Origin of the sequence: Streptomyces sp. NBC_00390 (assembly GCF_036057275.1) — a bacterium.
Taxonomy (GTDB): Bacteria; Actinomycetota; Actinomycetes; order Streptomycetales; family Streptomycetaceae; genus Streptomyces.
Map to the genome: position 1 here is coordinate 7128877 of NZ_CP107945.1, position 14116 is coordinate 7142992.

Sequence of the window (14116 nt, forward strand, 5' to 3'; positions counted from 1 at the left end):
CGTCCGGGGGGACCCCAAGGAAGGTCCATGCTGCGAACACCGACGGGCGGTGCCGGCCACGGCACCGCCACCGGGGGCGACACGCTGATGAGCATCGGCACGGTGCTCGCCCAGCTGCGTGACGAGTTTCCCGAGGTCACGATCTCCAAGATCCGTTTCCTGGAGACCGAGGGGCTCGTCGAACCGCGCCGGACGCCGTCCGGGTACCGCAAGTTCACCGCAAGGGACGTCGAGCGGCTCGCGCTGGTGCTGCGGATGCAGCGCGACCACTATCTTCCCCTCAAGGTGATCCGGGAGCAGTTGGACGCCCTGGAGCGCGGTGAGCCCCTTCAGCTGCCCGCGCAGGGCCCGCAGCGGGAGCTGTTCGACGGAACCTGGGACCCTGCGGAGGGCGAGCGCCCCACTGCCGCCCGGATCGGCCGTGCGGAGCTGCTGGCCGCCGCCGAGTCCGGCGAAGAGGATCTCGCCGAGTGGGAGTCGTACGGCCTGCTCACGCCCGACGAGGACGGCGGATACGACTCCGAGGCGATCACCGTCGCCCGGTTGGTCGCGGATCTGGGCAGATTCGGTCTCGAACCTCGACATCTGAGAGCGATGAAGGCCTCCGCCGAACGCGACGCCGGCCTGGTCGAGCAGGTGGTGGCACCCCTTCGGCGGCATCGGAATCCGCAGACCAGAGCGCATGCCGAGGCGACGACCAGGGAGCTTGCGGCGCTGTCCGTACGGCTCCACGCCGCCCTGGTGCAGACCGCTCTCGGGGTCCGGCTGCACTGATCATGGGGGAGCCCGACTACCCAAACCGGTCGGGCACGTCCTAGGGTTGCTGTGTGAACGAGCTCGACGTTGTGGGTGTCCGGGTCGAAATGCCCTCGAACCAACCGATCGTGCTCCTGCGTGAAGTGGGAGGCGACAGGTACCTCCCTATTTGGATCGGTCCAGGGGAGGCGACCGCCATTGCTTTCGCGCAGCAGGGCATGGCCCCCGCCAGGCCGCTGACGCACGACCTGTTCAAGGACGTGCTGGAGGCCGTCGGGCAGGAGCTCACCGAGGTCCGCATCACGGATCTGCGTGAGGGCGTGTTCTACGCGGAGCTGGTCTTCGCCAGTGGGGTCGAGGTGAGCGCCCGGCCGTCGGACGCCATAGCGCTGGCGCTGCGCACCGGTACGCCGATCTACGGCAGCGACGGGGTGCTCGACGACGCCGGTATCGCGATCCCGGACGAGCAGGAGGACGAGGTGGAGAAGTTCCGCGAGTTCCTCGACCAGATCTCGCCCGAGGATTTCGGCTCCAGCAGCCAGTGATGGTGTGGCCGCCCCGCCTCGGCGCATTCGAGTAGCCTTTCCCCGGATCGGGGCACGAGAAACCACTCTCAGGGTGATTATCACTCGGCGTGCCGAGTGTGGCGATCGTTGACGCACCCCTGGTGACTGCCTACCGTCGAGGAGGCAGGTCAAGGACGGAGGTCGGCGTGAGAAGCAGCGGCGACAGTACGGCTGGGGGCGGCACCGGACGCAGTCCGGTAGAAGGCGGGCCGGTGCCGCTTCACAGCAGCGCGGCCGAACCCTCCGCCGACACCATCGGCTACCGAGGGCCCACCGCGTGCGCGGCGGCCGGCATCACCTATCGTCAGCTCGACTACTGGGCGCGTACGGGCCTGGTGGAGCCGAGCGTCCGGTCGGCGTACGGATCGGGCACGCAGCGGCTCTACAGCTTTCGCGATGTGGTCGTCCTCAAGATCGTCAAACGTTTTCTGGACACCGGCGTCGCCCTGCAGAGCATCCGTACCGCGGTGCAGCACCTGCAGGACCGCGGGTTCCGCGATCTCGAACGAATGACGCTGATGAGCGACGGTGCGACGGTCTACGAGTGCTCGTCGCCCGACGAGGTCGTGGATCTGCTCCAGGGCGGCCAGGGGATCTTCGGGATCGCCGTGGGTGTCGTCTGGCGCGATGTCGAGGCCGCGCTGTCGCAACTGCACGGGGAGCGTGTCGACACCGGGGAGACCCTCGTCGGGAACAACCCCATGGACGAACTGGCCAGGCGGCGGCGCGACCGCGCCGTCTGAACGCACCACGCCCGTCCGAACGCGGAGTGCGGGCGTTGTCACCGGCGCCGTGTCAGTGGCGTGAGGCAGCATCGGTGGTGTGAGAACCGCGCCGACGATTCTGCATCTGGACATGGATGCCTTCTTCGCCGCTGCCGAACAGGCGGCGAAGCCTTCGTTGCGCGGGAAGCCGGTCGTCGTCGGCGGGCTCGGGCCCCGCGGCGTCGTCGCCACCGCTTCGTACGAGGCCAGACGCTTCGGTGTGCACTCGGCGATGCCGATGGCGCAGGCCAGACGGCTGGCACCGAACGCGGCGTATCTGGTGCCGCGTTTCTCCCTGTACCGCGCGGTGAGCGAGCAGGTGATGGAGCTGCTGGGCACGCTCTCGCCCCTGGTGGAGCCGCTGAGCCTGGACGAGGCGTTCGTCGACCTCGAGGCGGGGGGAACGGCGGACGACTCCGCGTCGGCGCGGGCGACCGGTGAGCGGTTGCGGTCGGACATCAGGGCGGTGACCGGGCTCACCGGTTCCGTAGGTCTCGCCGGGTCCAAGATGATCGCCAAGATCGCCTCGGAGCAGGCCAAGCCCGACGGTCTGGTGCTCATCGAGCCGGGCACCGAGCGTGAGCTGCTGGGGCCGATGTCCGTGCGGACGCTGCCGGGCGTGGGGCCGGCGACGGGGGAGCATCTGCGGCGTGCCGGCATGACGACCGTGGCGGAGCTCGCGGAGGCAGGCGAGGACGAGCTCGTACGGCTGCTGGGGAGGGCGCACGGGACCTCGCTGTTCCGGATGGCACTCGGCCATGACGACCGGCCGGTGGTGGCCGAGCGTGACGCGAAGTCGGTTTCGGTGGAGGACACCTTCGACGTGGATCTGCACGACCGGGTGCGGGTGCGCATGGAGGTCGAGCGGCTGGCGGAGCGTTGTGTGCGCCGGCTGCGGGCGTCCGGACACTCGGGACGGACCATCGTGCTGAAGGTGCGGCGGTTCGACTTCTCGACGCTGACGCGCTCGGAGACGCTGCGCGGGCCGACGGACGATCCGGCAGTGGTGCGGGAGGCCGCAGGACGGCTGCTGGAGGCCGTGGACACCACCGGAGGCGTACGACTGCTCGGGGTGGGCGTCACCGGGCTCACGGACTACACGCAGGAGGACCTGTTCGCCCAGGCCGCCGCCGAGGACCACGGCGACGGGGGAGCCGCACCGGAGGAGTCCGAGGCGGCCGCTGGGGGGCAGGGCGGGCGGCCGGAGGGCCTGGGGCAGGACCACGGCGCGAGCGCGCCCGAGCTGCCCGCCGAGCGCCGCTGGGCGGCCGGACATGATGTGCGGCACGCCCTGTACGGGGCGGGCTGGGTCCAGGGCAGCGGCGTAGGCCGGGTCACGGTGCGTTTCGAGGAGCCCGGCTCGGCGCCCGGACGCGTGCGCACGTTCCGGATCGACGACCCCGATCTGGAGCCGTCGGACCCGCTGCCGCTGGTGGCGTCGCCCGCGCCGGCTCAGTCCTCCTGGCCGGAGACCCGCCCGAAGGACGGGTCCCCCGACGAGGGGGCGGGCGTCTCGGGCGGAGAGGAGATGTCGAGCCCGTAGTGGTGGTAGAGCTGAAGTTCCTGCTCGGGCGAGAGGTGTCTGCCGACGCCGAAGTCGGGTGCGTCCTTGATCAGTGCGCGCTCGTAGGGGACACGGAGGGTGTTGTCGACGACCTCGCTGGGCTCCAGCGGGACGAAGGCATCGCGCCCGAACAGGCCCGTGCGCACGGCCGCCCATTCGGGTACGCCTGTGGCATCGTCCAGATACACCTCGTCGACGGTCCCGATCTTGGTGCCGTTGCGGTCGAACGCCTTGCGGCCGATCAGGCTGCGCGGATCGATGTCGGTCTGCACGGTCCCTCCAACAGGTCGCAATTGATCTGTAAGGACTACGAAAGGCTACATCTCGGGTGTCGGCCACTTGAGCGATCGGCGAGGAGGCGCGCTGGTAGGCTGGCTAGCGGCTGCTGACCCTGTGCGGGAGAGTCCTCCGGTGAAAGTGCCGGCGGCGCCGAAGGAGCAAATCCTCCCCGGAATCTCTCAGGCCCCTGTACCGCACGGGAGAGGTCACTCTGGAAAGCAGGGCGAGTGTCGGACGGCATCCGCTCTCACCGACGGTGAAAGCCGGACGGCCCGTGGGCGTCCGGTGAAACTCTCAGGTTGAGATGACAGAGGGGGAGGCCGTCCGGGCATCCGTGCCGCGATGCCCCTCGCAGGTCGTTCAAGACCAGGAGGCCTCCCATATGACCGCCAACCGGATTCCGCTTTCCCAGCTGGAGCGGGGCACCCCCTTCGAACAGCGCCACATCGGCCCTGATGCCGAGGCCCAGGCGAAGATGCTGGCGCAGGTCGGTTACGGGTCGCTCGACGAGCTGACCGCCGCCGCGGTCCCGGATGTGATCAAGAGCGCGGAGGCGCTCGATCTCCCCGATGCCCGTACCGAGGCCGAGGTGCTCGCCGAGTTGCAGGCGCTCGCCGACCGCAATCAGGTCCTCGCTCCCATGATCGGACTCGGGTACTACGGCACCTTCACGCCGCCGGTCATCCTGCGCAACGTCATGGAGAACCCGGCCTGGTACACCGCCTACACGCCGTACCAGCCGGAGATCTCCCAGGGCCGTCTCGAGGCGCTGCTGAACTTCCAGACCGTGGTCGCCGATCTGACCGGTCTGCCCACCTCCGGCGCCTCTCTCCTCGACGAGGGGACGGCGGCCGCCGAGGCCATGTCGCTGGCCCGTCGGGTCGGCAAGGTCAAGGACGGCGTCTTCCTGGTCGACGCGGACACTCTGCCGCAGACCGTCGCCGTGATCGAGACCCGCGCCGAGCCGACCGGCGTGGAGGTCGTCGTCGCCGACCTGAGCGACGGCATCCCGGCCGAGATCGCCGAGCGAGGCGTCTTCGGCGTCCTGCTGCAGTACCCGGGCGCCTCCGGTGCCGTACGGGACCTGGGGCCGGTCATCGAGCAGGCCCACGGGATCGGTGCGATCGTCACCGTCGCGGCGGACCTTCTGGCGCTGACGCTGCTCACCTCACCGGGTGAGCTCGGTGCGGACATCGCGGTCGGTACCACCCAGCGCTTCGGCGTCCCGATGGGATTCGGCGGCCCGCACGCCGGCTACATGGCCGTCCGCGAGAAGTTCGCCCGCAGCCTCCCCGGCCGCCTCGTCGGCGTCTCCGTGGACGCGGACGGCAACAAGGCATACCGCCTGGCCCTGCAGACCCGCGAGCAGCACATCCGCCGCGAGAAGGCCACCAGTAACATCTGCACCGCCCAGGTGCTGCTCGCCGTGATGGCAGGCATGTACGCCGTCTACCACGGCCCGCAGGGCCTGAGGGCGATCGCCCTGCGCACCCACCGCTACGCGGCCGTCCTTGCCGAGGGACTGCGCGCCGGCGGCGTCGAGGTCGTGCACGGCTCGTACTTCGACACGCTGACCGTCCGGGTACCGGGCAAGGCCGCCGATGTCGTGGCCGCCGCCCGCGAGAACGGCGTCAACCTGCACCTCGCGGACGCCGACCACGTCTCCATCGCCTGTGACGAGACCACCGGGCGGGCACAGCTGACCGCCGTGTGGGCCGCCTTCGGCGTGCAGGGCGACATCGAGGCGCTCGACGCGGCGATCGCCGACGCGCTGCCGGCCGGCCTGCTGCGCAGCGACGAGGTCCTCACCCACCCGGTCTTCCACCAGCACCGCTCCGAGACCGCGATGCTGCGCTACCTGCGCCGCCTCGCCGATCGTGACTACGCGCTGGACCGCGGCATGATCCCGCTCGGCTCCTGCACCATGAAGCTGAACGCGACCACCGAGATGGAGCCGGTGACGTGGCCGGAGTTCGGCCAGATGCACCCGTTCGCGCCGGTCGAGCAGGCACAGGGCTACCTCACCCTGATCCGTGAGCTGGAGGAGCGTCTCTCCGAGGTCACGGGCTACGACAAGGTGTCCATCCAGCCGAACGCCGGTTCGCAGGGCGAGCTTGCCGGCCTCCTCGCCGTACGCGCCTACCACCGCGCCAACGGCGACGACCAGCGCACCGTCTGCCTCATCCCGTCCTCCGCGCACGGCACCAACGCCGCCAGCGCGGTGATGGCCGGGATGAAGGTGGTCGTGGTGAAGACCGCCGACGACGGCGAGATCGACGTGGCGGACCTGCGCGCCAAGATCGAGCAGTTCCGCGACGAACTCTCGGTGCTCATGATCACCTACCCGTCCACGCACGGTGTGTTCGAGGAGCACGTCGCCGACATCTGCGCCCAGGTGCACGAGGCCGGCGGCCAGGTGTACGTCGACGGCGCCAACCTCAACGCGCTGGTGGGCCTCGCCAAGCCGGGCAAGTTCGGCGGCGACGTCTCGCACCTGAACCTGCACAAGACCTTCTGCATCCCGCACGGCGGCGGCGGGCCGGGCGTCGGCCCGGTCGGTGTGCGTGCGCACCTCGCCCCGTACCTGCCGAACCACCCGCTCCAGCCCACCGCGGGCCCGGAGACGGGGGTGGGCCCGATCTCGGCCGCCCCGTGGGGTTCCGCGGGCATCCTGCCGATCTCCTGGGCGTACGTCCGCCTCATGGGCGGCGAGGGACTCAAGAGGGCGACCCAGGTGGCCGTACTCGCGGCCAACTACATCGCCAAGCGCCTCGAGCCGCACTACCCGGTGCTGTACACCGGCCCGGCCGGGCTGGTCGCGCACGAGTGCATCGTGGACCTGCGCCCGTTGTCCAAGGCGACCGGGGTGAGCGTCGACGACATCGCCAAGCGGCTGATCGACTACGGCTTCCACGCGCCGACGATGTCGTTCCCGGTGGCCGGCACGCTGATGATCGAGCCCACCGAGAGCGAGGACCTGGCCGAGCTGGACCGCTTCTGCGAAACGATGATCGCGATCCGCGGCGAGATCGAGAAGGTGGCGTCGGGCGAGTGGCCCGCCGACGACAACCCGCTGCGCAACGCGCCGCACACGGCGGCCGCGCTCGGCGGTGAGTGGCAGCATGCCTACAGCCGTGACGAGGCGGTCTTCCCGGCCGGCGTGAGCGCCGTGGACAAGTACTGGCCGCCGGTGCGCCGGATCGACGGGGCGTTCGGTGACCGCAACCTTGTCTGCTCCTGCCCGCCGCTGGACGAGTACGACAACTGAGGCAGACCCCGCCTGAGCGGGTGCACATGCATCGGGGCCGGTGCGGAGGGAAACCTCCGGGCCGGCCCCTGTCGTGTCCGGCCGCGTTAGGCGGCGGTCATGGCCTGCCGCGGCCGGTGCGGCGCGATGATCTGTCCGTCCGGCAGCAGCTCACCGGTGTCCTCGAAGAGCAGGACACCGTTGCACAGCAGGCTCCAACCCTGCTCGGGGTGGTGCGCCACGAGGCGGGCCGCCTCCCGGTCGGCGGAGTCGGAGGTGGGGCAGGGTGGCTGGTGCTGGCACATGGGTGGGTTCTTTCGCTGCGTTGTGTCGAGTGTCCTGCGGCTTGATGAGCTGTTCATCGCCGCCCCCCGTATCTGTCGGTCCGATCCCAGTGTTGCCCCACGGGAGTAATTCCGCAGGGATTTCGCGGCAGCAGTTCCTTACTGCTTAATGACGTATCACCCACGCGGACGGTTCAGCTCAACTGGGCTGTCCTTTCGGGTGGTTCCGGATGGCCCGGCCGGGCTAGTCCGGGTGGTCATGCCTGCGCCCCGCGACCGGATGGTTGCGGGGCGCGAAGGCGGGTGGCCTGCCGGCTGTCAGGCGGGAGAGCCGAGCAGCGGTGCGGGAGTCAGCCTCATGGTCATCACCGGGAGCAGATCCGCGACACGGTGCGGCAGGTGCGCGGCGATACCCGGCGGAGCCGGTGCCAGTGGCACCAGCACGTCCGTGGGCAGCGGTGTGCCGGCCGATGCGTCACTGTCAGTGTTGCCGTGCAGCCAGAGCGTGAGCATGTAGAGCTCCGGGATGGACAGCAGACGTGGCTGGAAGTCGGTGGCCAGCGACTCTGCCTGGCGCAGGGCCCGTTCCGTTGAGCTCAGGTACGGACCCTCGAAGAAGTGCGAGAAGGTCCAGCCGTCCGCCGTCAGCATCGTGTCCGCGGCCGCCACGGCACGGTCGCCGCTGCGGATCAGGAAGCGCCAGCCGGCGAGGCGGGTGTAGGGGGTGTGGCCGCTCGGGACGATCTGGTCCAGCACATGGACCGGGAGCGGAAGTTCGGGGCACAGGGGTCCCTGGACGGACCTCAGGGCCGGGGTGCGGGCCTCGCTGACGGCTGTGGGGGAATGGAGAGCCGCGAGGACGCTGCGCAGGGCAGGCGCGGGAGCCGGGGGAACATGCAGCGGCATGGTGGGTCGCCTCTCACTCAAGAGACAGGGTGAAGCGGGGCAGGTGCGGACGGCACTGTCGCGTGCGGGGCCAGAGGAAGGCCGGAAGGCCACCGGGCGCCAACTCTCTGCCTCGTCCACGGAGTTTATACGACACGTGTTCAGGCAGTGTTTCCGCTAGCCGTCGCCCGTATTACCGGCAAGGTCACTATCGGTCCTTCTTCTGCCGCAATTCATGCTGATTTAAACGAACGCGGAGCTGCGGCCTGCGGATTCACCGAAGGAGCGGTAGGCCGAAACTGATCGGTGGTACGCCGGGTGCCGGGTGGCGGAAAGTGACGCCTGCGCCATGCCGCGGGAATGTGCCCACTGACCGCCAAGTCCCAGACTATCGGCCACGGGGCGGCCGTGCGGGCGTTATGGATCAGAGAGTCTGGGCATTATCGTCCGTACACGAGCGGCCGATGCTGCGTGGCTGCCCACTCGAGGAGGGACGCTTCGATGGGGGAGAAGGTCGTGGCAGGCGGGTTCGACCTGTCCGATCGGCAGAGATACCGGCGGAAGTTGCAGCAGTGCCTGGCGGGGCTGGAGCGACTCCTGGCAGAGAAGAGGTTCGATCGGCCCAAGAATCTGATGGGGCTCGAGATAGAGCTGAATCTCGCGGGTGCCGACGGCATGCCACGCATGATGAATGCGGAGGTGCTGGAGCGCATAGCGAGTCCTGATTTCCAGACCGAACTGGGAATGTTCAATCTGGAAGTGAACATCGTGCCGCACCGATTGGGCGGACGTGTGCTCGATCAGCTCGCCGAAGAGCTGCGCACCGGTCTGGGGTATGCGCACCGCAAGGCACAGGAAGCCGGCACCGGAATTGTGATGATCGGAATTCTGCCGACGCTGCGCCAGCATGACCTGGTCACCGCGAACCTCTCCGACGTCGACCGTTACATGCTGCTCAACGACCAGATCGTCGCCGCACGGGGCGAGGACTTCAGTCTCGACATATCCGGCGTGGAACACCTCACCTGCACGTCGGCCTCCATCGCCCCCGAAGCCGCCTGCACCTCGGTCCAGCTGCACCTCCAGGTGACACCGGGACGCTTCGCCGATGTGTGGAACGCCGCGCAGGCGGTGGCCGCGGTGCAGGTGGCGATCGGTGCCAACTCGCCCTTCCTGTTCGGCAAGGAGGTGTGGCGCGAGTCCCGCCCGCCGCTGTTCCAGCAGTCCACCGACACCCGCCCGCCCGAGCTTCAGGCGCAGGGAGTGCGCCCGCGTACCTGGTTCGGCGAGCGCTGGATCACCTCGGCCTTCGACCTCTTCGAGGAGAATCTGCGCTACTACCCGCCCCTGCTGCCGATCTGTGACGACGAGGATCCGCTGAGGGTCCTCGACGACGGCGGCACACCGAGGCTGCAGGAGCTCGTCCTGCACAACGGCACGGTCTACCGCTGGAACAGGCCGGTGTACGGCGTCGTCGACGGGGTCGCCCACCTGCGGGTGGAGAACCGTGTCCTGCCCGCCGGTCCTACGGTGACCGACGTCATGGCCAACGTCGCGTTCTACTACGGGCTGGTGCGGGCCCTCGCCGAGGAGTCGCGCCCGGTGTGGACACGGCTGCCGTTCACCACCGCCGCCGAGAACTTCGACACCGCGTGCCGTCACGGCATCGACGCCGAGCTCGTCTGGCCGCGGCCCGGCCGGGGTGGCGGTATGACCACGGTGCCCGCCGTGAAACTGATCCGCGACGAGCTGCTGCCACTGGCGGCGGCCGGGCTCGACGCATGGCACATCGAGCCCGCCGACCGCGATCTGTATCTGGGCGTGATCGAGGAGAGGTGCCGGCGCCGGGTGAACGGAGCATCGTGGCAGGCCGAGACGTACCACCGGGCGCTGGAGGCCGGACTGGAACGGGACGCGGCGCTCGCGGCCACCACCCGTCGCTATGTCGAGCTCATGCACGAAGGGGAGCCCGTGCACACCTGGCCGGTGGGCTTCCCGGGGCCTCAGTCCTGATCCGCGGGGGCCCGCCGGCCGATCTCCACGATCGCCTCGAGGATCACACCCTGGATCTCCGAGGGGTCGGCGACCTGGTGGCCCGCGCCGCCGGTCGCCTCGGCGATCTGCTCGATCTCCTGCAGATCGGTCTCCGTCCCGACGGCGATGGCGATCACCGGCAGCGGGTGCTTGGGATCACCGAGCTTCTTCAGCCCGGAGATCAGCGCGCTGCGGGAGATGCTGAACCGGTCGTCGTTGGTGCCGTCGGTGATCACGACAAGTGCGTTGAGCTTGCCCGGTACATAGCCGGCCCGGGCCTTCTCGTACAGCGCGAGCGTGGTGTCGTACAGGCCGGTCGCTCCGTTGGGCACGGTCTTCAGCTCGTCGAAGGCCTTGGACAGCCGCGCCCGCTGGGCTCCGCCTCCCTTGCCTGCCGGGCCCAGCGGGCGAGTCGACACCAGCTCGCGGAAGTCCTGCCCTCCGTCCAGGCCGGTCGCGAACTCCCACAGCCCGAGTTCGTCGTCGGGGGAGAACCGGTCCATGGTCCGGCGCAGGGATGCCTCGGTGACGTCCAGCCGGGTCCTGCCGCCACGGCCGGGCACCGGGGTCTGCATCGAGCCCGTGATGTCGACGACCGCGGTCAGCCGGGCGCTCTGCACGGTGATCGTCCACATGCCGAGCGTCTCCTCCAGGACGTCCGGTGAGAGCGGCTCCGACCGGCCCGCGGCCGCGTACCGCTGTGGTGGCCGCCCGCCCGCCGTACCCACGACCCGCGGGCCGGCCGTGGCGTCCGCCGCCCGGAAGCCGCTCCTGTCGAGTGTGCGGCGTGACTCCGGCTCCGCCAGCAGCGCCATGAAGCGTGTCGCCGCCCGGCTCTCGTCGGTGCTCAGGCGTGACTCGTCGACCAGGTGGTACGGGTAGTCGAGCAGCGGCGCGACATCCGTCGGGTAGAAGAGCGCGAGCTTCGGCGCCGCCACGTCGGCGTCCGAGTTGAAGGCGAAGGCCGCCTGCTCGGAGAGGAAGACGGCCTGGTTGCGTGTCGGGTCGCCGGCTGACACGCCGGAGTCGGCCCCGGCGAGCGTGCGCGCGGCGCGCGCGTCCGTCGCCGACACCCGGCGGGACAGCAGCCTGGCCGTGGCCGCCACGGTCGTGTCCCCCTTCGAGCCGGCTGCTTTCGCCGAGCGCGCGACACTGGTGAGGGCCAGCAGACCCGTGGCGCTGCGGGCCGGATCGGCGGCGCCGAGGCGGAAATCGTCCGTGGCGGTGGCCGACGCCGTCAGCTGTGCCCAGGTGTACGTCCTGGCCGGCCAGCCCAGCCTGCTTCCGGCCGACGGAAGCGTTGCGAGAGCGACAGGGGAGGCCGCGACATTGCCGGCGGCGGTGAGCGGGACGCCGCCGCCCGTGCCCTGGGCGCGCTCCGCCCAGATCGCCGAGTCGGGCAGCCACACCTCGTAGCCGCGGTCGTTGCCGCCCGTCGCCAGTTCCTGCGCCACCTGATGGTTCTCGCGGGCGCTGACCTGCACGTCCATGCACTGACCGTCCGAGGTGACCCGGTCCTCACGGGCGCGGTCGGCGATCTCGCGCACGGCGGGTGCGATGTCCGGGGAGGCGACCAGGTCCAGCTCGACGGCAGTGTCCTCGCAGGAGCCGGTGAAGGACAGCAGGCCGGTCTGCGCCGCGACCCCCGTCCCCGCTGCCACGGCGAGGACGAGCATCGCGGCGAGGGCGACCGAGCGCCGGCGCGCGTGCGGCCGGCGGGACCTGCCTGAGTCCGTCGCTCCGTCGTCGGGCAAGCTTTGACGTCCCATGCGGTGGTGCCCCTCCTTGTGCGATGTGCGACGTGCGACGTGCAAGAAAAAGGGGACCAGCGTCATCGCGTGACGTGTGTCCCCCGGCTCGTTGTGCGCGATCTTCGTAACTGCTTTCGAGACCCTAGCGGGGCGAAGATGAGCATGAGGCGGGATTACTCAACTGGAGGCAGTGGTGCAGGCGGAGGCAGGTGGCGTGGCTGGTTCTCTCCCTCAGGAGGGTATGTCGCGAAGGATCCTGAGGTCCGAGACCGCGCTCGTCCTCGCACTCTCGCTCGGGGCGAGTGCGATGTCGTCGCTGATCAGCTTTGTCGGCTCGGTGACGAAACCGGGTGGTCTGAAAGAGCAGGCGGCAAACCTCAACAGCTCGTTCGCCCCCGGGCGGCCCTGGCTGGATCTCGCCTGGCAGCTCTTCGGGATCACCACGGCCCTCGTTCCGGTCGCGCTGGTGGCGCACCTTCTGTACCGGGAACGGGCCGGCGGGATGCGGACGATCGGCTTCGACCGCAGCAGGCCCTGGCAGGACCTCGGGCGGGGCACGCTGGTCGCCGCGGGGATCGGCAGCGTGGGGCTCGTGTTCTATCTCGTGGTCCGGGCGTCGGGGGCCAATCTCACCGTGGTGCCGGAGTCGCTGCCCGATGTGTGGTGGAAGTACCCGGTGCTGATCCTCTCGGCGATCCAGAACTCCGTCGTGGAGGAGGTGATCGTCGTCGGGTATCTGCTGCGCAGGCTGGACCAGTTGGGGTGGTCGCCGATGGGGTCACTGGCCGCGAGTTCGGTGCTGCGCGGCTCGTACCACCTTTACCAGGGCATCGGCGGCTTCGTCGGCAACATGGTGATGGGCGCCGTCTTCGTCCTGCTGTACCGGCGCTGGGGGCGGGTCGGGCCGCTGGTCGCCGCGCATGCGCTGCTCGACATCGTGGCCTTCGTCGGTTACGGGCTGCTGGTCGGGAAGGTGGGGTGGCTGCCCACGCCATGAGAGCGGCGTGATGAGCAGGACGAGGGGCGTACGGCCGCGGCCGTACGCCCCTCACGCTTACGTGGGCAGCACCGGTCAGGGTGCCGTGAGCAGCTCGCCGTCGATCACGGTCACGGCCCGGCCGGTGAGCAGTGTGCGATCGCCGCGCAGGGCGGTGTGGACCAGGCCGGAGCGGGCCGAGGCCTGCAGACCGGTCAGCTCGTCGCGTCCGAGCCGGTCGGACCAGTACGGCGCAAGAGCCGTGTGCGCACTGCCGGTGACCGGGTCCTCGTCGATGCCCACCCGGGGGAAGAAGCCGCGCGAGACGAAGTCGTAACCGGCCGAGGGGTCCGCGGCCGCGGCTGTGGCGATGATGCCGCGCTCGGACAGCGCCATGAGCCCGGCGAAGTCGGGCCTCAGACCCCGTACGGTCCGCTCGTCGGCCACCTCGACCAGCAGGTCGCCGATGTGCACGCCGGTGTCGTGGACGGACACCGCCTTCGCGCCGAGGGCCTCGGCAAGGCCCTCGGGGATCTCGACGGCGGTGAGCGGCGACGTGGGGAAGTCGAGGGTGATCGTTCCGTCCGGGTGGGCGGTGGCGGTGAGGATGCCGCAGCGCGCCGCGAAGCGGACCGTGCCGCTCGCGGTGCCCGTGGTGTGCAGGACATGGGCGGCGGCGAGCGTGGCATGGCCGCACATGTCGACCTCGGTGGCCGGGGTGAACCAGCGCAGCGCCCAGTCCGCCTCGCCGTGGGCGGGCAGCGGGTGGCAGAACGCGGTCTCCGAGAGATTCACCTCGGTCGCCACGTGCTGGAGCCAGGAGTCGTCCGGGAAGCCGTCGGAGTCCAGCAGCAGGACTCCGGCGGGGTTGCCCGTGAAGGGGCGGTCGGTGAAGGCGTCGACGATTCGAATCCGCATGCAGTGACCGTAGAGGTCCGGCAAAGCCGCAGGCCAAGGCCAATTCGAGGTCGTTGGACCGATCGAGTCTTGTCAGGCGACACATTCCGATA

General features: G+C 69.9%; 12 protein-coding genes and 2 riboswitches. Of the genes, 7 read left to right on the plus strand and 5 right to left on the minus strand.

Annotation, left to right across the window (positions count from 1 at the left end; all coding sequences use genetic code 11):
• Nucleotides 1-27: 27 nt before the first annotated feature.
• The 4 genes from ftsR (at nucleotide 28) to OHS70_RS31615 (ending at nucleotide 3629) form a co-directional block, all read left to right on the plus strand.
• A complete protein-coding gene (ftsR, locus tag OHS70_RS31600; RefSeq protein WP_328403044.1) occupies nucleotides 28-774 on the plus strand; it encodes a transcriptional regulator FtsR in 747 nt (248 codons plus the stop codon).
• Between the two features lie 53 nt (nucleotides 775-827).
• Nucleotides 828-1301 (plus strand): bifunctional nuclease family protein, encoded by a 474-nt coding sequence (locus OHS70_RS31605; RefSeq protein WP_026281837.1) that lies wholly within the window; start codon nucleotides 828-830, stop codon nucleotides 1299-1301.
• Between the two features lie 233 nt (nucleotides 1302-1534).
• The gene (locus OHS70_RS31610) at nucleotides 1535-2065 is read left to right on the plus strand and encodes a MerR family transcriptional regulator (protein WP_443062682.1); all 531 of its coding nucleotides are present in this window, start codon (nucleotides 1535-1537) and stop codon (nucleotides 2063-2065) included.
• 79 nt (nucleotides 2066-2144) lie between these two features.
• Nucleotides 2145-3629, plus strand: a complete 1485-nt coding sequence (locus tag OHS70_RS31615) for a DNA polymerase IV (protein WP_328403052.1) — start codon at nucleotides 2145-2147, stop codon at nucleotides 3627-3629.
• Here the strand turns inward: OHS70_RS31615 and OHS70_RS31620 are convergent.
• Nucleotides 3539-3922 carry a PRC-barrel domain-containing protein gene (locus OHS70_RS31620; protein WP_328403054.1) on the minus strand — a complete coding sequence of 128 codons (384 nt, stop codon included), beginning with the start codon at nucleotides 3920-3922 and terminating at the stop codon, nucleotides 3539-3541. The two genes, OHS70_RS31615 and OHS70_RS31620, sit on opposite strands and share 91 nt — an antisense overlap.
• Nucleotides 3923-4036: 114 nt before the next feature.
• A riboswitch (glycine riboswitch) is annotated at nucleotides 4037-4134 on the plus strand.
• A riboswitch (glycine riboswitch) is annotated at nucleotides 4135-4250 on the plus strand.
• A gap of 61 nt (nucleotides 4251-4311) precedes the next feature.
• On the opposite strand from OHS70_RS31620, the gene gcvP reads away from it, so the two are divergent.
• The gene (gcvP, locus tag OHS70_RS31625; protein WP_328403056.1) at nucleotides 4312-7197 is read left to right on the plus strand and encodes an aminomethyl-transferring glycine dehydrogenase; all 2886 of its coding nucleotides are present in this window, start codon (nucleotides 4312-4314) and stop codon (nucleotides 7195-7197) included.
• An 86-nt stretch (nucleotides 7198-7283) separates the two neighbouring features.
• On the opposite strand, the gene OHS70_RS31630 is transcribed toward gcvP, so the two are convergent.
• A complete protein-coding gene (locus tag OHS70_RS31630) occupies nucleotides 7284-7481 on the minus strand; it encodes a DUF5999 family protein (RefSeq protein ID WP_328403058.1) in 198 nt (65 codons plus the stop codon).
• Between the two features lie 297 nt (nucleotides 7482-7778).
• Entirely contained in the window at nucleotides 7779-8366 is a 588-nt protein-coding gene (locus tag OHS70_RS31635; protein ID WP_328403060.1) for a hypothetical protein, read from the minus strand.
• Nucleotides 8367-8846: 480 nt separating this feature from the next.
• Between OHS70_RS31635 and OHS70_RS31640 the strand changes: the two genes are divergently transcribed.
• Nucleotides 8847-10358, plus strand: coding sequence for a glutamate-cysteine ligase family protein (locus OHS70_RS31640; protein ID WP_328403062.1), 1512 nt, complete (start codon nucleotides 8847-8849; stop codon nucleotides 10356-10358).
• Here the strand turns inward: OHS70_RS31640 and OHS70_RS31645 are convergent.
• Nucleotides 10349-12148 carry a substrate-binding domain-containing protein gene (locus OHS70_RS31645; protein ID WP_328403064.1) on the minus strand — a complete coding sequence of 600 codons (1800 nt, stop codon included), beginning with the start codon at nucleotides 12146-12148 and terminating at the stop codon, nucleotides 10349-10351. The genes OHS70_RS31640 and OHS70_RS31645 overlap by 10 nt on opposite strands.
• A gap of 223 nt (nucleotides 12149-12371) precedes the next feature.
• On the opposite strand from OHS70_RS31645, the gene OHS70_RS31650 reads away from it, so the two are divergent.
• Nucleotides 12372-13127: a CPBP family intramembrane glutamic endopeptidase gene (locus OHS70_RS31650; RefSeq protein WP_328403066.1), complete on the plus strand. Its 756-nt coding sequence runs from the start codon at nucleotides 12372-12374 to the stop codon at nucleotides 13125-13127.
• 75 nt (nucleotides 13128-13202) lie between these two features.
• Here OHS70_RS31650 and OHS70_RS31655 read toward each other — a convergent pair whose 3' ends face one another.
• A complete protein-coding gene (locus tag OHS70_RS31655; RefSeq protein ID WP_328403068.1) occupies nucleotides 13203-14024 on the minus strand; it encodes a PhzF family phenazine biosynthesis protein in 822 nt (273 codons plus the stop codon).
• Between the last annotated feature and the right edge of the window lie 92 nt (nucleotides 14025-14116).